Source organism: Fulvivirga maritima (assembly GCF_021389955.1).
Taxonomy (GTDB): domain Bacteria; phylum Bacteroidota; class Bacteroidia; order Cytophagales; family Cyclobacteriaceae; genus Fulvivirga; species Fulvivirga maritima.
On record NZ_CP089980.1, the window covers coordinates 3,179,318 to 3,195,478 of the forward strand.

Genomic DNA, 16,161 nt, shown 5'->3' on the forward strand with positions numbered 1-16,161 from the left:
TATTAATAGTTGTTGAGCGCTTCTAGTTCTTCTTTAAAGCTGCCTGATAATATTGGGAATCGGCACCAGGTGCGAGGATCCACGTTAAAATCATCCACATGAAAAGAAGGGGCTATACGCTCTCTTTTCCATTGATTTCTAGACCATAAAGTATAGAATCTGGTGATGTGTTGCTTCAGCAGTTCATCGGCCTCCAGGTTTTTAGGAGATAATGCTTTAAATACTTCCAGTGGCGACTGATGTTCTTTAATAGCCAGTTTTTCAATTTCTACTATGATATGATAAGGCATCAAATCAGTTTCATCAGTCTGCTTATTTTCTAGTGGTCTCAGCTCCGCACTTGGCTGCAGTGAGTTTACATGCGATAATGCAGAATAGCCTAACTCTTGCTCAGCCCAGTTAAGCCAGCCGATAATGAAATGCTTGTCTACAGCAGCAATAGGAGAGATACTGCCGCTGGTATCTCCGTCCATGGTGGCATAGCCTACATCTCCTTCACTACGGTTAGAGGTGGTAAGGAGTAAGGCATTGTTAATGTTGGCTAACATCCAGATGATAGGAGAGCGAGCTCTTGCCTGAATGTTTTGAAGCGTGATATCATCCTGCTCCCAGGTAAGTGGCCTGTCAATGGCCTTTTCTATTTTTTTGGTATATGATGCTACTTCCTCATCAATAAGCCAGTGATAAAAAGTAGCGCCAAGCTGAGATGCAAGCTCTTTAGCAGAGTTAAAAGTGTCTTCTGAGCTGTTTACAGTACCCTGGTATGCGCAAGTGAATATGGCAGAAACAATTCCCCTGACGTCTCGTGCTTCTATGGAGCTAAGACCAGCTTTTGAGAGGAATTTATCTACTCCTAACTCTGCTATTCCCCTTCTTACCATTTCGGCCACTAATACCGCAATAGAAGACGAGTCAGCCCCTCCGCTTAAGGAAAGGATAAAACCTTTGCTTCTACTTTTTCTCAGGTAGTCATAAAGCGCTAAGGTCTCTGCTTTTAAAAATTCAGTGTTTTTATCTCTGGCATATTTCTTAGGGGCGGAGTAGGTTTCATTTTCATTAGAAAAATCTACGTTAGCATAGATCAGTTGCACATCCTGAAAGGAGAGCCATTCATTTCTTTGAATGAGGGTTCCGTGCCTGGCTATGAGCATTTCTCCGTCATATATCATTCTGCCCGCTTCGTTACCAAGCAGGTTAGCATATAAGTAGGTACAGTGAAAATTTTTGGAGCTGGATACTACTAACTCTTCGCGAGCCAGTGTTTTATCAAAAGCGAAATGGCTGGCACTAGGGTTGAGAATAAGGTTTACTCCCTTTTCATAAAGCCTACAAGCAGGTCGTACTTCTCTCCAGGCATCTTCACATATTTCAAAGCCCATTTTAATATCACCAAACTCTAGAACTATATCTCCAAAGTCATAGGTTTTATTGTTAATGGTAATGGTATCTACTTTTTCTGAAGTTCCTGGAGTAAACCAGCGTGGTTCATAGTGTACACCATCATTGGCCAGGTTTTGTTTTACATAAAAGCCAAGAATCTCAGTATCTTTTACAATACAAGTGGTGTTGTAATTCTTGCCTTCAAACTTCACAGGTAGACCTACCGCCACTAAAATGTTAGTACACAGAGGCCTCACTTTTTCTAACTCTTGCAGTGCCCGATCGTAAATCCAGTTGCCTAAAAATAGATCTTCGCAGCCATAACCAGTAATACATAGCTCTGGCAGGCAAAGTATGTCTACCTGATTTTCCTGAGCTGTTTTTATGGCTTCAGCTATATGTTTATAATTGCTTTCCCAGTTGAGGGCGGTTTGGTTAAGTGTTGCTCCTGCTAATTTTGTCATGCAAAGAATGATTTTATAGGAGCGAAGATCGGAATCTTTATTCCAACTTCAATATTTCACAGGTTTTTTGAGCCGCATTTTGTTCTGCTTTTTTCTTGCTGGCTCCTACGCCGGTGGCCATGGGCTCATCATCTATGTATACTTGCGCGGTAAATTCACGGTGCTGTTTTTCCGCTTTTACCCCTATAATCTCAAATTTAAGCTCTTTGTTTTCCTTTTGAGACCACTCTATGATTTTACTCTTCCAGTTAGGGTTAGACCTGATTATCTCGTTGATATCAAAATAAGGGATGATGAGTTTTTCCAGTACAAATTTAGAGCAGAAACGATAGCCTTTATCCAGATATACAGCTCCCACCAGCGCCTCTAAAGTGTCTCCGTAAAGAGATTTATGCGAGAGCGCATTCTTTTTGTTCTGGTCATATTCTACCAGCTGGTTAAGACCAATTTTTTTACCTAAAGTATTGAGAGATTCTCTGTTAACGATACGAGAACGTATTTCTGTGAGGAATCCTTCATCTTTAAAAGGGAAGGTTTTGAAAAGATAATCTGCTACTATGGCGCCCAGCACAGCATCACCGAGGTATTCTAGTCTTTCGTTAGATTCTTTTAAACCACGGCTATTTACCCTGGCCATAGAACTATGTTTTATGGCCAGCTGGTAAAGTTTTAAATTAAAAGGCTTACTACCCACAATTGTTTTAATTGCGGTAATAAGCCTTTTGTCTTTTTTAGTTCTTTTTCGAAAAATGTTTACAAGGCGAGATACACCACGATGCACTATTCTTGGATTTTTCTAAAAATAATAGAGGTATTGTGACCTCCAAAACCAAAAGTGTTACTCAAAGCAACATTAACGTCTCTTTCCTGAGCCTTATTAAAGGTAAAATTCAGGTTGTTATCCAAGCTATCATCATCAGTAAAATGATTGATGGTAGGAGGGATAATACCATTCTTTATGGCAAGGATACTAGCTACTGCTTCAATAGCACCGGCAGCACCTAAAAGGTGACCAGTCATTGATTTAGTAGAACTTATGTTTAAGTTATAAGCATGCTCACCAAATACCTTTTTAATGGCCAATGTTTCACTAATATCGCCTAGCGGAGTAGATGTACCATGCACATTGATATAGTCAACATCTTCGGGTGAGATTTTGGCATCGGCCAAAGCATTGATCATAACATTAGTAGCTCCTAGTCCTTCAGGATGTGGAGCAGTAATGTGATGAGCATCAGCAGACATACCGCCACCAATTATCTCAGCGTATATTTTTGCACCTCTTGCTTTTGCATGTTCATATTCTTCAAGAATGAGCGCTCCTGCACCTTCTCCTAATACAAAGCCTTCACGATCTTTATCAAAAGGTCTGGAAGCTGTTTCAGGAGAATCATTTCTTTCAGAAAGGGCTTTCATAGCATTAAATCCACCAATTCCGGCTTCTGTTACTGCCGCTTCACTACCACCAGAAATAGCCACATCCATATGTCCTAAACGGATGTAGTTTAATGCATCTATAAGTGCATTAGTGGCTGAAGCACAGGCAGAAACGGTAACAAAATTAGGGCCGTGAAACCCGTATTTTATTGAAATGTAGCCAGCACTGATGTCAGCAATCATTTTAGGAATGAAGAATGGGTTAAAACGCGGTGTGTTATCATTGTTCGCGTAACTTTTAACTTCTTCCTGAAAAGTCATGAGTCCTCCAATACCAGAGCCCCAAATTACCCCTGCTCTATTCAAGTCGATAGAATCCAGATCTAACTGAGAATCTTTGATGGCCTCATCTGCCACAACCATGGCATACTGAGTGAAAGGATCCATTTTACGGGCTTCCTTTCTGTCAAAATAAGCTTCAGGATTATAGTCTTTTATTTCGCAAGCGAATTGTGTGCGAAATTTTTCAGGATCAAATCTCGTAATACGGGCTGCGCCACTTACACCTTTTGTTAAACCAGCCCAAAAATCCTGGGCCGTGTTTCCTACAGGCGTGAGGGCACCTAAACCTGTAACTACTACTCTTCTCAACGTCATAAAGGAGGGTTAGAATTATATAAAAGGGTGTTTTAAATTAGCTTTTAACGTTTTCTTCTAAATAAGAAATTGCTTGGCCAACAGTAGAGATGTTTTCTGCCTGATCATCAGGGATTGAAATGTTGAACTCTTTCTCAAATTCCATAATTAATTCAACTGTATCTAATGAGTCGGCTCCTAAATCATTTGTGAAGCTAGCTTCAGGAGTAACCTCTGATTCTTCAACTCCCAACTTATCAATAATTATTGATTTAACTTTTTGTGCTATTTCAGACATGTTTTTAATGTTTTAATAGTTAAAATATCTGCAAAGAAATGCATTAAATATAATAATGTCAAACAATTTATTTAAAGTTATTATTGATGTAAAAATGCCGAATATTCACTCAAAAACTTATAATATTTGCAAATTTTAGAGAACTTTGCGGCGTGATTAACAATTCTTTATTCGGGGTTGTAATAGGGCTAAACAAATCAGGAATGTACTTTTTTCATGATTTTGTCTGCTAAAGCAAATTGATTGCACACATTATATTATAATATACTGAGTGAAAAAGACAAAGCTATTTATAGAACATGTGTATGATTTTGACCTTTTAGGGGTTATTTCTTCTACCAGATTTTATAAAATGGCGTGGTGCATTAATAAAAGCTTGTCTATACGATTAAAGAAAGAGGAGGATATCTCCCTTGAAATAAAGAATGGAAGAACATCATTATTTGGAAATTATATATTCGAAAACGAGAGTTGTTATTTACAGTTATATAAAAATAAATCTTTAGATGGTGAAAATGCCTATCTTATTCCAGAAATGCCACATTATGATTATCTTATAAAAACGTCTCTGGAATATCAATCGTTTGTGACAGAAGAAATAATAAAAGCATTAAAAGAAGTCACATGGATTGAATATATTGCCGCTATCGAAGTAAATAATTTAAAGTCAAAAGACAACTTTTTAACTTAATATGGATCAGGAAATACACTTTAACAAAACGAAAATTGTGGCTACAGTGGGCCCAGCCTCTAATGAGAAAGATATGCTTCGAAAGCTTATGCAAGAGGGGGTGGATATTTTTAGGTTGAACTTTTCTCATGGTACACATGATGATCACTCTAAAGTGATTCAATATGTTCGTGAGTTAAATGATGAGCTAGGAACCCATGTTTGTTTACTTCAAGATTTGCAAGGCCCTAAAATCAGATTGGGAGAAGTAGAAAAGGGGGCAGAAATCACTACTGGACAAAAATTTATTATTACTACCGAAGAAATGGTAGGTACTAGTGAAAAAGCCAGTACTGTTTATCAAGGTCTGCCAGATGATGTAGAGGCAGGAGATATGATCCTTATCGATGATGGTAAGATCGAACTTAAAGTGACTGGTAAAAATGGAAGAGAAGTTGAAACTGAAGTAGTATTCGGTGGTAAACTGAAATCTAGAAAAGGTATTAACATGCCTTATACTAAGGTGTCTGCTCCTTCATTAACCGAAAAAGATGTTGCTGACTTAGAATTTGGCTTACCTCATGATATTGAATGGGTAGCGCTTTCTTTCGTTAGATCAGCTGAAGATATTCGTGACCTGAGAAGAAGAATAGAAGCAGCCGGAAAAACAAGCCGTATTATAGCTAAGGTAGAAAAGCCAGAGGCTATTAAAAATATAGATGAGATCATAGAAGAGACTGACGCTGTAATGGTAGCCAGAGGTGACCTGGGTGTGGAGATCTTCATGGAAGAAGTGCCTATGGCGCAGAAAATGATCGTAGAAAAATGTAATAAACTGGCTAAGCCTGTAATCATAGCTACTCAAATGATGGAGAGTATGATTGAAAACCCCAGGCCTACCAGAGCGGAAACTAATGACGTGGCTAACGCTGTAATGGATGGTGCTGATGCATTAATGCTTTCTGCTGAAACAGCTGCCGGTCTTTTCCCTGTAGAGGTAATACGTAGTATGGTGAAAACTATTACTAGTGTAGAAAGACAGGCTGATGTATACTTTAAGCATGAAGTGCCTGATAAAGAAGATCCTTTATTCCATAACAATGCGTTAATTCTTAATGCTTGTAGATTAGCACAAACTACTAAAGCTAGTGCTATTGTGGGTATGACAGCTTCAGGTTATACTGCTTTTAAATTAGCAGCGCACAGACCTAAAGGTAATATCTTCATCTTCACTCATAACAGACCTTTGCTTAACACTATGAACCTTATCTGGGGTGTAAGAGGTTTCTATTATGATAAAGCAGAGTCTACTGACCATACTTTTGCTGATATTGAAGAGATCTTGAAAAGCAATGGATATATCCATCAAGGAGATGTGTTTATAACTACAGCTAGTATGCCTCTTAAAGAGAGAGGAAGAACAAATACTATAAAGCTTAATATAGTAGAGTAAGAAGAAGACTTCTTAATAATATAAAAGAGGTTGTATCAATAATAGTTACTTCTCATTAGAGAGTGTCAGCATGACTTAAAAGTAACTTTTGATGCAACCTCTTTCTTTATATATAAGGTTATCTTTTTTGATTACAGTTCATTGCTAGGAGGCACGAGTATTACGCTTTCTTCTTTATCTACAGCCACCATACCAGCAGGATCACCTTTCCTCTTTCTTACAAATTTTCTGGGAGTAACTATTACAGGACATAGCGTATCGTTTTTCCTTTTTGAATAGTATGCGGCTAGCTGTGCGGCCTTTTCTATGACATGCTGAGGGAAGCTTTTTCCTGCCTGATGTTTAATAAGTACATGTGAGCCACTTACATCTTTGGCATGTAGCCATAAATCATCTTTATAGGCATATTGCTGCAGCAACAGATCATTATTTCGTGCGTTTTTACCCACCCATAAGTGCCAATTATTATACACAAAACTCATAAACGGCTTCGGCTGCTGCTCATTTTTTTCAGAGTTATTTTGCTTTGTAAGGCCTTTTAAGGTTTTAAGGTCCTCTGTGCTCTCAATGTTTTCTTTTTTCAGCATTAACTCCAGCAGAAGGTCTTCTTTCTGAGCAAGATTTTTCTTTAGAGCTTTTACCTCCAGCGCCTGGTTTTTGGCTTTACGATAATAGTTCTCAGCATTTTTTTGAGGCGAAAGGTCTCGTTTTAGTTTAATGCTGATAGGGCTATTATTGTCATAAAAATTATCAAGAGTGGCTTCTGTAGATCTTGGAGAGATATTATGCAGATTAGCCATAATAATATCTGCCAGCTGACTGTAGTTTTGGTTTTGCTCTATTCCTTTGAGCTTATCTCCTGTTTTTTTGATATAGCCTTCACTCTTCCTTATGTTTTTTTCAATATCAGAAAGCAGTTGTTTTTTGAGCTGACGGATGCTTTCATCAGAAATATATTTTATAAAAAAGTGATTTAAGGCCTCAACGGGATCGTTGAATTCTTCTATTACATTGCCAGTGTAAATGAGGCTAAGCGTAAGCTTTTCATTGATTTCGGTAATATGAAAATCAGGAGATTCCAGCTGTTTTAGTACTGTTTGTATAGCTTCCCATTTCTGCTCCGTAGTTAGGGAGTCATAGTTAATACTTTTGAAATAGTCTTTTATGACCGGACCAAAAGTGGGGAAGAGCTTTTTAAAATTGCCTTCTTCTTTTATGAAGTGATCATAACTTTGGCCAATAGATCTATCGAGCTCATTAATGTTTATATCGAAATCATTTTTAAGGCCTTTTTTAAAGATTTCTATGATAGTCTCTTCTTTGAAAAGAATAATGTTAGAGCGGTTGCCGTGCATTTTAAAGAGCAGCTGATAGCCCTCTGTGAATTGCAGGGCAAAACAGCGTTCGTTAAGAAACATGCGTATCCCCGTCACTTTTTTGCTGATAATATCCTCGAAAAGATCTACGCTGTTTTTTCTGGCTCTGCTAAAATTGTTGGGCAGAGACAGGCAGCAAAAAGCAGGAGAAAGATGAGCTTTTATATAGATATCATCTTTGCCGGCAAAAGCGAATATGAGTTCGTTTTTGTTTTGAGTAAAGCATTCTACCAGTTCTGCATTATTAAGTTGAGGAGTAAGTGAATTGGTAAGATGCTTTAAAAAGTAGTAGTTATTATGCATCAATTAAATCTCTATTGTTAATCCATCGTAAGCAAGATGAACGTTTTCAGGGAGAGTTGGTTCTATTTCTTTATGTAGCCCCATTTTGTGGCTAATGTGCGTAAGATAGGTTTTTTCTGCGTTTATTTCTTTGGCCAGAGCAAGTGCTTCTTCCAGATTGAAATGCGAAATATGATGTTCTTTTTGCAGTGCATTTAGCAGTAGCACCTTGGAGCCTTTTATCTTTTCTTTTTGCTCCTCGCTTATATAGTTAGCGTCTGTTATATAGGTGAAATCTTTTATTCTAAACCCAAAAACAGGAAGCTTGAGGTGCATTACTTCTATAGGCGTAAATTCAACTCCTTCTACCTCAAAAGGCTGTCCGGTAATTTCGTTTACACGGATTTGAGGGACGCCCGGATATTTTTTTTCAGCAAAAGCATAGCTAAACTCTTGCTTTAGCTGATCTATTACCCTGCTGCGAGCATAAATGGGCATGTCCTTTTGCTGTTTAAAGTTAAAGGCGCGCACATCATCCAGGCCAGCGGTATGGTCTTTATGCTCATGGGTGAAGATAATAGCATCGAGCTGGGTGATTCTTTCTCTTAAAACCTGATTTCTGAAATCAGGCCCGGTATCAATGATGAAGCTTTTGCCTTCTATTTCTATATGTATAGAGGTACGCGTTCTTTTATCATGATAATCCAGAGATTTGCACACTTCGCAGTCACATGCAATAACTGGTACCCCTTGAGATGTGCCGGTGCCTAGTGTGGTTACCTTCACAACTCAAGAGACGTTTGTGCCAGTTCATGATATAGCTTTTGGTTTTTCTCACTCAGCTGGTCCTTATTTATAGATACGGTCTTTATAATGTCTAACAGGCAATTGATTTTACCATCAAGGGCAAAATACTTGTTCACAACTATTACTCTGTTATCATTAAGTACGCACCAGCCAGATTTGAAATTGCCTTTTTCATATCTTAATATATACTCTGTCTCAGCAAGCAGATCTTCTAGCTTATTTAAAAAGTGATGAGAGTATTTGATAGTCATTATCAGCTATGTTTTTTCACCGCATTTACTAACGCGTCATAATCTAAAGGTTTAATAAGGTATTCATTAATGCCTACCTCATCAAAATCAGTTTTTGAATAGTTTTTGTAATTTCCAGAAATAGCTATGATAGGAATATTTGCCTTTTTACTGTCACTAAGACCGCGTATTTTTTTGGCTAATTCCATACCGTTAGCACCCGGTAAAATGATGTCCAGAATTAAAACATCATAGTCACCACCTTCTATTTCACTTAAAACTTTAGTGCCTGATTTTATGCCTTTAAAGTCATATCCCTGTCCTTGAAAAATTTTCTTTGATAGGGTTTGGATTACTGGACTGTCATCCGCAAGTAAGATTTTCTTTGCCATCTATTATCAATTTAAGTAACTAAATTCCCAACTACGTTTAAAAACGAATTGTACAATACTTTTAAGGTGGACAGGTCAGCTTCAAAATTATGATAATTTTTTGTTTTTATCTTGTCTTCCATTAATTCTGCCTGATATGCTATTTTTTCTACCCCTAGGGTAGAAGCATTACCTTTTAATGTATGTAACAGTACTAATGTTTCTTCAAACTGCTTTTCCTTGAAAGTTGTACGTATATCTTCCAGTTGTTGTTTGCACTCCTTATCAAATTCTAACAATGTTTCGTTTAAAACCTCTGTTCCTGCATATTTACGCAAAGTTTCTAAGGTAGCCATGTCAATATCTGATAAAAGCGCATTATCGGACTTTTGAATATTGATTTCTTCGGTAGAATCATCACTAGTCCATGCTTCTACTTTTTGTATAAGCATAGCCGGCTTTATGGGCTTGGCCACAACGTCATTCATGCCCGCTGCTATGAATTTTTCTTTATCGCTATCTATAGAGTAGGCAGTCATGGCTATGATAGGAGGAGTATAAGCACATTCCTGTTTAATCTTAGTAGTAGTTTGGTAGCCATCCATGTCTGGCATTTGGATGTCCATGAGTATGATGTCGAACACATCATTTTTGCAATATTTTAAAGCTTTAGCCCCACTATTAGCTGTAGTTACTTTACAACCTGCATTTTTGAGTATCTCTAATGCCAGGTCAAGGTTTACTTTATTATCATCTACCAGTAGCACTTTGGGTTGATGCTGTAGTAATTTAGGCGGCGTTTGGTTGTTTTCCATGTTAGGCACAAAATCAGTTACCCGATTAGCCTGGAAGGTGAAGTAAAAAGTACTTCCTTTTCCAGGTTCTGATTTTAGCTGTAAATCTCCGTTTAAGAGTTTTATAATCTTTTTGGAAATGTGTAAGCCCAGGCCGGTGCCTTTATAAGATTTACTGCTAGAGCTATCCAGCTGAGTGAAGCTGGAGAATATTTTTTCCTGATCGTCAGCGTCTATTCCTATGCCGGAGTCTGTAACACTACCGCTTAAGATAATGGTGTTTTCTGTCTCTTGCTTTTTAAAATTAAGCTCTACATGTACAGTGCCATGTTCTGGTGTGAATTTTATAGCGTTAGACACCAGGTTGGAGTAAATCTGAATGAGTTTGGTTTCATCAGATGAAATGAGCTTAGGCACGCTGGAGTCTATCCGGTGAGTAAGCGTTACTTGCTTTTGTTCTGCCTGCTGGTTGTATAGGAGCTGAATTTTATTGAGTAGCTCTTTACTATCTACCACGGAGTGGTTAATAGTCATTTTTCCTGCTTCTATTTTAGATAGGTCCAGCAGGTCATTCAATATGTTTAGTAGTACTTCTGAAGAGCTTTTAAGAGCTTTAAGATGGTCTTTTTGTTTTCCGGAAAGATTAGATTCATCTAATAGATGCAGCATTCCCATTATTCCGTTCAGAGGAGTGCGTATTTCATGGCTCATATTGGCCAGAAAGCGTTCTTTTACTTTTAGAGATTTCTCTACTATCTCTTTAGAGCGTTGTAATTCGTTGTGAGTTTTTGTGAGCTCAGATATGTCTCTGGCTACCCCTTCTACATAAAGCGGAATATCTTCTTCATCACTAATAATTCTGATATTACAGATACAGTGAATTAAGGTGCCATCTTTATGAAGCAGATCCGCTTCAAAGTTTCTTACGCTTTTTGATTCAGTAAGCTTACGAATGAGAAATGCTGTTTTTCTGCTGCTGCTGTAGTAATCGATAATGTCTTTGCCCAGAATTTCTTCTTCTTCATATCCTATGATATCAGTAACAGAAGGGCTGAGCATAATCACTTTGCCATCGAAGTCGAACCTGAAATATAAATCCTGAAAAGATTCGAAGATGTTTCTGAATTTCTCCTCACTAACTATGAGGTTTATTTTCGATTGCATCTTCTCAGTAATGTCATGAGCAAGGCCTGATATGCCTATAATCTCACCCATAGAATCATAAATAGGAGTGAGGAACACTTCTTTCCATGAGTGCCATCCTCCTGCTTCTATTCTTATTTCGAAGTCTATAGACTTACCTTTGCGGGCTTCGTCATACTTTCTTTTCCAGAAGGTCTCCGCTTCTTCGGTTTTAACCTTGCCGCGGCTTTCATAACCAATAAGGCTATCAGTGTCTTTTTGCAGAAAGTGCCTGAAGTAATTCTGATTAAAAGAAATGAGCTCCAGTTCTGTGTTTACAGCCCATATAATGAGTGATCCGCCTTCTAAAATAGCGTTAGTAAAAGCTATTTTGTTTTGCTCATCATATAAGCGCTGTTTTAGCTCATCTACTTTATGTTCCAGCTTCTCCGTTTTTTTGGCATTACTCTTCACGCTGTGAATATACTTAATTATAACTTAATGTATTATTGACACAATAGTCTTTTGGTATAGTAAAGTTAATAACAGTATTTTTGTTATAAAACGGAGCGTGAAATTCTTAATAGTAATAGTAGGACCCACAGCAGTAGGTAAAACGAGTTTTAGCATAGAGATGGCCCAATTTTTTGGTACTGAGGTGGTTTCAGTAGATTCACGACAGGTGTTTAAAGAATTGGAGATAGGCACTGCCAAGCCTACGCAGGAGGAACAGGCTCAGGCAATACATCATTTTGTAGATTCTCATTCTATTCATGAAGATTTTAATGCGGGTGATTTTGAGCGAGAAGCTCTGCTACTGCTGGAAGAACTATATAAAAAACATGATGTGGTTGTGCTTACCGGCGGCTCCGGTTTATATGTGAAGGCTCTTACCGATGGAATGGCTGAGATGCCTCAAGTACCTGCAGAGGTGAGAGATGAGCTTAAAAAAGAGGCTGCAGAAAATGGACTTGAAAAACTATTAAATGAGCTTAACGACAAAGATCCGGAGTACTTTGCTGAAGTAGATGTAAATAATCCGCAGCGTGTGATTAGAGCTTTAGAGGTTATACGCGGTACAGGTCAGAAATACTCAGAACTACGAAAGGATAGTAAAAAAGAAAGGCCTTTTAATACTATAAAAATAGGGCTGGAGCGCCCTAGAGAGGAGTTATATGCGCGTATAGACTTAAGAATGGATCAGATGATAGAAGAGGGGTTGTTTGATGAAGCTGAATCATTTCATAAATTTAAGCATATTAATGCGCTGCAAACGGTAGGTTACAAGGAGATCTTTGACTATTTGGATGGTGAATATGATTATGAAGAAGCAGTAAGGCTATTAAAAAGAAACTCCAGAAGATATGCCAAAAGGCAGATGACCTGGTTTAGGAAAGATGATGAAACAGTTTGGTTTCATCCTAAAGATAAAGAGGAGGCGCTGAGTTATATAAAGCAGCGTATGGAAAAAGGAAGATGAAATTTTTTTAAATACAATCACGTTTACAGATAAAACCTGAAGAAATGAAGAAAGCTTTTTTAAGTATTTATGCCCCGTTGTTACTCATAGTTTTTATAGGAAGCTCTGCTTTTCTTATGCAAGAAAAAGACAGCCAACCTGAAATTAAAGCTGAAGAAGGAGCGGTAAAATGGTATAGCTTTGAAGAGGCGGTAGCCAAATCAAAAGAAGAGAAGAAAAAGGTTTTTGTGGATGTATATACTGACTGGTGTGGATGGTGTAAAGTGATGGATAAAAACACTTTCAATCAGCCTGACATAGCTAAGTATTTAAACGAAAATTTTTATCCTGTAAAGCTTAATGCTGAGCAAAGAGACTCAATAGTTTTTAAAGGCACTGTTTTTAAATTTGTGCCTTCTGGCAGAAAGGGATATCATGAGTTAGCGGCGGCATTACTTCAAAATAAACTTAGCTACCCCACAGTAGTATTTTTAGATGAAGATTTCAATATGATTCAACCCGTTCCGGGGTATCAAAAGCCAGAAATGTTTGATCAGATTATTAAGTTTATTGGTGGAGATCATTATAAAGACACCAAATGGACTGAATGGCAAAAGGAATATCAGGCGGCTAACTAGTTAAGCTCTCATTTTAGGAAGAGACAGATTGTATTTAATAGCTACTATCCTTATTACTATAATGGTGAGTACGGTAGCTATATAATTGATGTTCGGAGAGAAAATTTGATATTTATCTAGCAAGAAGAAAACTAAAGCCCCTGAAAGACAGGCGGTAGCATAGATCTCTTTTCTGAAAATAAGCGGAATTTCATTACAGAGCATATCTCTAATCACACCGCCCACTACGGCTGATACCATTCCCATAGTAATGGCTAGTCCTTCATTGATGCCTAAGTTCAGTGTTTTTTGCATGCCACTGATGGTGAAAAGCGCAATTCCTACTGTATCAAACACGAAGAAGGTTCTGTGCATGCTCACAATGTATTTCCTAAATATGAAGGTGAAAGGTAAGGCCAAAAGTATAACTATAGCATAATTAAGGTCATGCACCCAGGTGACAGGGTAGCTGCCCAGCAGTACATCGCGCGTGGTGCCACCGCCTACAGCTGTGACAAAGCCTATTACTGTGGCTCCGAAAATGTCCATATCCTTTTTTGCCGCCAGGCGAATGCCGCTTATGGCAAACACAAAAGTACCGATGATGTCTAGTGCGTAGAGTAAATTCATAAGTGTAAATGTTCAATGCTAAATAAAATATTTCATAGATATGCTAGACTACTATTTGTATTTTTTATTGGAGGTGCAATTACTTAACTTTGTGCTTCCTTGAAAATCAAGGATTAAATCAGAAAAATAAAATTACAAATCATGTCTGAAGCAAAAAAAGGCGACAGAGTAAAAGTACATTATACTGGGAAACTAAAAGACGGGTCTGTATTCGATTCTTCTAAAGATAGAGAACCTCTTGAGTTTGAGTTAGGTTCGGGAATGATGATTGCCGGTTTTGATAAGGCGGTTACAGGAATGAAAATTGGCGATAGTAAAACGGCTGATATACCTGCAGACGAAGGTTACGGACAGAAAAATGCAGAGATGGTTGTAGAGGTGCCTAAAGCTCAGCTTCCTGCTGATCTTAAACCAGAAGTAGGACAGCAACTGGCTATGCAACAGCCTAACGGTCAGTCTATTCCTGTATTAGTAACAAAAGTTGAAGCAGAAACAATAGAAATAGATGCTAATCACCCATTAGCTGGAAAAGATCTTGTATTTGATATAGAACTTGTTTCTATTAACTAATAGTTTTAAAGAAACGAGCATAAAAAAAGGCATAGATTATAATCTATGCCTTTTTTGTGTTTTAAACTTCTGAATTAAGCTTCTTCAGAGTTGTTCTTTTTCTTGCTTTTAAGAGAATCTAACAAGCCTAATGCTGCTCCAAAACCAGCCAGACACGCCACTATCGTGATAAATAAATCAGCTCCGTCTCCTATATATTTTATATCCATTGTTCTAAAATTTTCGGGGTTTCTTCAAATAACGAGATCAAATTTAAATTATAATCCCGGTATATTAAAGTATTGTTTATTGTTTTTTGATTGAGGCATGAATTATCATGAAGTCATGCCTCTGTTTAAATCAAATTTTTCAAGGTAATCAGCTACTCTTCTTACTACCATGCCGCCCAGAGAGCCATCTACTACTCGGTGGTCATAGCTGTGAGAAAGGAACATTTTATGTCTAATAGCTATAGCATCTCCATTAGGTGTTTCTACTACCGCTGGCTTTTTCACTATTGCGCCTAGAGCCATGATGCCTACCTGAGGTTGTACTATAATAGGAGTGCCCATTACATTACCAAAAGAGCCTACGTTGGAAATAGTAAAAGTACCGCCAGAAAGCTCATCAGCAGAAAGCTTATTAGCTCGGGCTCTTCTGGCCAGGTCGTTTACCTTTTTAGCTAAGCCGGTAATATTAAGCTGGTCAGCATTTTTGATTACAGGCACAATCAGGTTGCCAGAAGGCAATGCCACAGCCATACCTATGTTGATGTCCTTTTTCTTGATTATTCTATCTCCGTCTACCTGTATGTTTATCATAGGGTAGTCTTTAATAGCTTTTACTACTGCTTCTATAAATAGAGGGGTAAAGGTCAAAGTATCGCCTTCTACCTCTTTAAATTCTTTTTTGTATTTATTTCTCCATGCTACTACATTGCTCACATCAGCCTCAACAAATGAGGTAACATGGGGTGAAATGCGCTTAGAGTCTAGCATGCGTTCTGCTATCATTTTACGCATACGATCCATTTCTATAATCTCATCATTAGCACTGATAGATACAGAAACTCGTTTTGGTTCTGAAGTAGCCGCAGAAACATGTGATCCATTGGTAGCTGGAGAAGTAGGTTGGGTACTTCTGTTTTTCACATAGTCCAGCATGTCTTTTTTTGTCACTCGGCCTTCTTTGCCAGAGCCTGAAATGGTTTCTAGTTCAGTCATGGCTATGCCTTCTTCTTTAGCTATATTTTTAACTAAAGGAGAATAGAAACGGCCATTTTTGTCTTTGGAAGTAATTCCATTACTTGCCTCTGCAGTTACAGGCTCAGCAGCTACCTCTTTTTCAGTAGTTGTAGTAACAGGCTCAAGGTCTTCGTCAGGTTCAGAAGCATTATCTTCACCGTCTGTAGTGATAATAGCGATGGCCTTACCTACTTCTACTACATCTCCTTCTTTGGCAAGTATTTCCTTTATTACACCAGCGTGAGTAGAAGGTACTTCTGTATCTACTTTATCGGTAGCTACTTCCAGTACTGATTCATCTTGTTCAATAGTATCACCTTCTTTTTTAAGCCATGAGAGCACAGTGGCTTCCATTATACTTTCACCCATTTTGGGCATGATTAATTCTACTAGTGCCATCTA

At 37.9% G+C, this 16,161-nt stretch carries 17 protein-coding genes; 5 read left to right on the forward strand and 12 right to left on the reverse strand.

What is annotated here, in order from left to right:
* Positions 1 to 2 precede the first annotated feature (2 nt).
* The 4 genes from nadE to LVD15_RS13715 are packed head-to-tail and all read right to left on the reverse strand — an operon-like array spanning position 3 to position 4,155.
* Entirely contained in the window at positions 3 to 1,844 is a 1,842-nt protein-coding gene (gene nadE, locus LVD15_RS13700) for an NAD(+) synthase (RefSeq protein WP_233780901.1), read from the reverse strand.
* 37 nt (positions 1,845 to 1,881) lie between these two features.
* A complete protein-coding gene (gene rnc, locus LVD15_RS13705) occupies positions 1,882 to 2,625 on the reverse strand; it encodes a ribonuclease III (protein ID WP_233780903.1) in 744 nt (247 codons plus the stop codon).
* Positions 2,625 to 3,878 carry a beta-ketoacyl-ACP synthase II gene (gene fabF, locus LVD15_RS13710; RefSeq protein ID WP_233780904.1) on the reverse strand — a complete coding sequence of 418 codons (1,254 nt, stop codon included), beginning with the start codon at positions 3,876 to 3,878 and terminating at the stop codon, positions 2,625 to 2,627. Before fabF ends, rnc begins: the two co-directional genes overlap by 1 nt.
* A gap of 37 nt (positions 3,879 to 3,915) precedes the next feature.
* The gene (locus LVD15_RS13715) at positions 3,916 to 4,155 is read right to left on the reverse strand and encodes an acyl carrier protein (RefSeq protein WP_202245760.1); all 240 of its coding nucleotides are present in this window, start codon (positions 4,153 to 4,155) and stop codon (positions 3,916 to 3,918) included.
* A 271-nt stretch (positions 4,156 to 4,426) separates the two neighbouring features.
* On the opposite strand from LVD15_RS13715, the gene LVD15_RS13720 reads away from it, so the two are divergent.
* Both LVD15_RS13720 and pyk read left to right on the forward strand, forming a co-directional pair.
* On the forward strand, positions 4,427 to 4,846 hold the full coding sequence (locus LVD15_RS13720) for an IPExxxVDY family protein (protein WP_233780905.1): 420 nt from the start codon (positions 4,427 to 4,429) through the stop codon (positions 4,844 to 4,846).
* A 1-nt stretch (position 4,847) separates the two neighbouring features.
* Positions 4,848 to 6,278: a pyruvate kinase gene (gene pyk / locus LVD15_RS13725; protein WP_233780906.1), complete on the forward strand. Its 1,431-nt coding sequence runs from the start codon at positions 4,848 to 4,850 to the stop codon at positions 6,276 to 6,278.
* Between the two features lie 131 nt (positions 6,279 to 6,409).
* On the opposite strand, the gene LVD15_RS13730 is transcribed toward pyk, so the two are convergent.
* Genes LVD15_RS13730 through LVD15_RS13750 form a run of 5 tightly spaced genes read right to left on the reverse strand, consistent with a single transcriptional unit; the run spans position 6,410 to position 11,734 of the window.
* Complete coding sequence (locus LVD15_RS13730) at positions 6,410 to 7,957, reverse strand: NFACT RNA binding domain-containing protein (RefSeq protein ID WP_233780907.1); 1,548 nt, start codon at positions 7,955 to 7,957, stop codon at positions 6,410 to 6,412.
* 3 nt (positions 7,958 to 7,960) lie between these two features.
* Positions 7,961 to 8,722 carry an MBL fold metallo-hydrolase gene (locus LVD15_RS13735; RefSeq protein ID WP_233780908.1) on the reverse strand — a complete coding sequence of 254 codons (762 nt, stop codon included), beginning with the start codon at positions 8,720 to 8,722 and terminating at the stop codon, positions 7,961 to 7,963.
* Entirely contained in the window at positions 8,719 to 8,994 is a 276-nt protein-coding gene (locus tag LVD15_RS13740) for a hypothetical protein (protein ID WP_233780909.1), read from the reverse strand. Before LVD15_RS13740 ends, LVD15_RS13735 begins: the two co-directional genes overlap by 4 nt.
* A gap of 2 nt (positions 8,995 to 8,996) precedes the next feature.
* Positions 8,997 to 9,365, reverse strand: a complete 369-nt coding sequence (locus LVD15_RS13745) for a response regulator (RefSeq protein WP_233780910.1) — start codon at positions 9,363 to 9,365, stop codon at positions 8,997 to 8,999.
* Positions 9,366 to 9,376: 11 nt separating this feature from the next.
* Positions 9,377 to 11,734: a PAS domain-containing hybrid sensor histidine kinase/response regulator gene (locus tag LVD15_RS13750; RefSeq protein ID WP_233780911.1), complete on the reverse strand. Its 2,358-nt coding sequence runs from the start codon at positions 11,732 to 11,734 to the stop codon at positions 9,377 to 9,379.
* A 97-nt stretch (positions 11,735 to 11,831) separates the two neighbouring features.
* On the opposite strand from LVD15_RS13750, the gene miaA reads away from it, so the two are divergent.
* Together miaA and LVD15_RS13760 are read left to right on the forward strand one after the other, a co-directional pair.
* On the forward strand, positions 11,832 to 12,740 hold the full coding sequence (gene miaA / locus LVD15_RS13755; RefSeq protein WP_233780912.1) for a tRNA (adenosine(37)-N6)-dimethylallyltransferase MiaA: 909 nt from the start codon (positions 11,832 to 11,834) through the stop codon (positions 12,738 to 12,740).
* 44 nt (positions 12,741 to 12,784) lie between these two features.
* The gene (locus tag LVD15_RS13760; protein WP_233780913.1) at positions 12,785 to 13,357 is read left to right on the forward strand and encodes a thioredoxin family protein; all 573 of its coding nucleotides are present in this window, start codon (positions 12,785 to 12,787) and stop codon (positions 13,355 to 13,357) included.
* Here the strand turns inward: LVD15_RS13760 and LVD15_RS13765 are convergent, their stop codons facing one another.
* Complete coding sequence (locus tag LVD15_RS13765; RefSeq protein WP_233780914.1) at positions 13,358 to 13,966, reverse strand: trimeric intracellular cation channel family protein; 609 nt, start codon at positions 13,964 to 13,966, stop codon at positions 13,358 to 13,360.
* 141 nt (positions 13,967 to 14,107) lie between these two features.
* Between LVD15_RS13765 and LVD15_RS13770 the strand changes: the two genes are divergently transcribed.
* A complete protein-coding gene (locus LVD15_RS13770) occupies positions 14,108 to 14,536 on the forward strand; it encodes an FKBP-type peptidyl-prolyl cis-trans isomerase (protein WP_233780915.1) in 429 nt (142 codons plus the stop codon).
* Positions 14,537 to 14,610: 74 nt separating this feature from the next.
* On the opposite strand, the gene LVD15_RS26875 is transcribed toward LVD15_RS13770, so the two are convergent.
* Together LVD15_RS26875 and LVD15_RS13775 are read right to left on the reverse strand one after the other, a co-directional pair.
* Positions 14,611 to 14,745, reverse strand: coding sequence for a hypothetical protein (locus tag LVD15_RS26875; protein ID WP_255763402.1), 135 nt, complete (start codon positions 14,743 to 14,745; stop codon positions 14,611 to 14,613).
* Between the two features lie 105 nt (positions 14,746 to 14,850).
* The gene (locus LVD15_RS13775; RefSeq protein ID WP_233780916.1) at positions 14,851 to 16,158 is read right to left on the reverse strand and encodes a dihydrolipoamide acetyltransferase family protein; all 1,308 of its coding nucleotides are present in this window, start codon (positions 16,156 to 16,158) and stop codon (positions 14,851 to 14,853) included.
* Between the last annotated feature and the right edge of the window lie 3 nt (positions 16,159 to 16,161).

Bases quoted from the DNA above. Each gene is read 5' to 3' on its own strand.
- nadE (WP_233780901.1), bottom strand. From the start codon at position 1,844: ATGACAAAATTAGCAGGAGCAACACTTAACCAAACCGCCCTCAACTGG.
- fabF (WP_233780904.1), bottom strand. From the start codon at position 3,878: ATGACGTTGAGAAGAGTAGTAGTTACAGGTTTAGGTGCCCTCACGCCT.
- LVD15_RS13715 (WP_202245760.1), bottom strand. From the start codon at position 4,155: ATGTCTGAAATAGCACAAAAAGTTAAATCAATAATTATTGATAAGTTG.
- pyk (WP_233780906.1), top strand. From the start codon at position 4,848: ATGGATCAGGAAATACACTTTAACAAAACGAAAATTGTGGCTACAGTG.
- LVD15_RS13730 (WP_233780907.1), bottom strand. From the start codon at position 7,957: ATGCATAATAACTACTACTTTTTAAAGCATCTTACCAATTCACTTACT.
- LVD15_RS13740 (WP_233780909.1), bottom strand. From the start codon at position 8,994: ATGACTATCAAATACTCTCATCACTTTTTAAATAAGCTAGAAGATCTG.
- LVD15_RS13745 (WP_233780910.1), bottom strand. From the start codon at position 9,365: ATGGCAAAGAAAATCTTACTTGCGGATGACAGTCCAGTAATCCAAACC.
- LVD15_RS13760 (WP_233780913.1), top strand. From the start codon at position 12,785: ATGAAGAAAGCTTTTTTAAGTATTTATGCCCCGTTGTTACTCATAGTT.
- LVD15_RS13765 (WP_233780914.1), bottom strand. From the start codon at position 13,966: ATGAATTTACTCTACGCACTAGACATCATCGGTACTTTTGTGTTTGCC.
- LVD15_RS13770 (WP_233780915.1), top strand. From the start codon at position 14,108: ATGTCTGAAGCAAAAAAAGGCGACAGAGTAAAAGTACATTATACTGGG.
- LVD15_RS26875 (WP_255763402.1), bottom strand. From the start codon at position 14,745: ATGGATATAAAATATATAGGAGACGGAGCTGATTTATTTATCACGATA.
- LVD15_RS13775 (WP_233780916.1), bottom strand. From the start codon at position 16,158: ATGGCACTAGTAGAATTAATCATGCCCAAAATGGGTGAAAGTATAATG.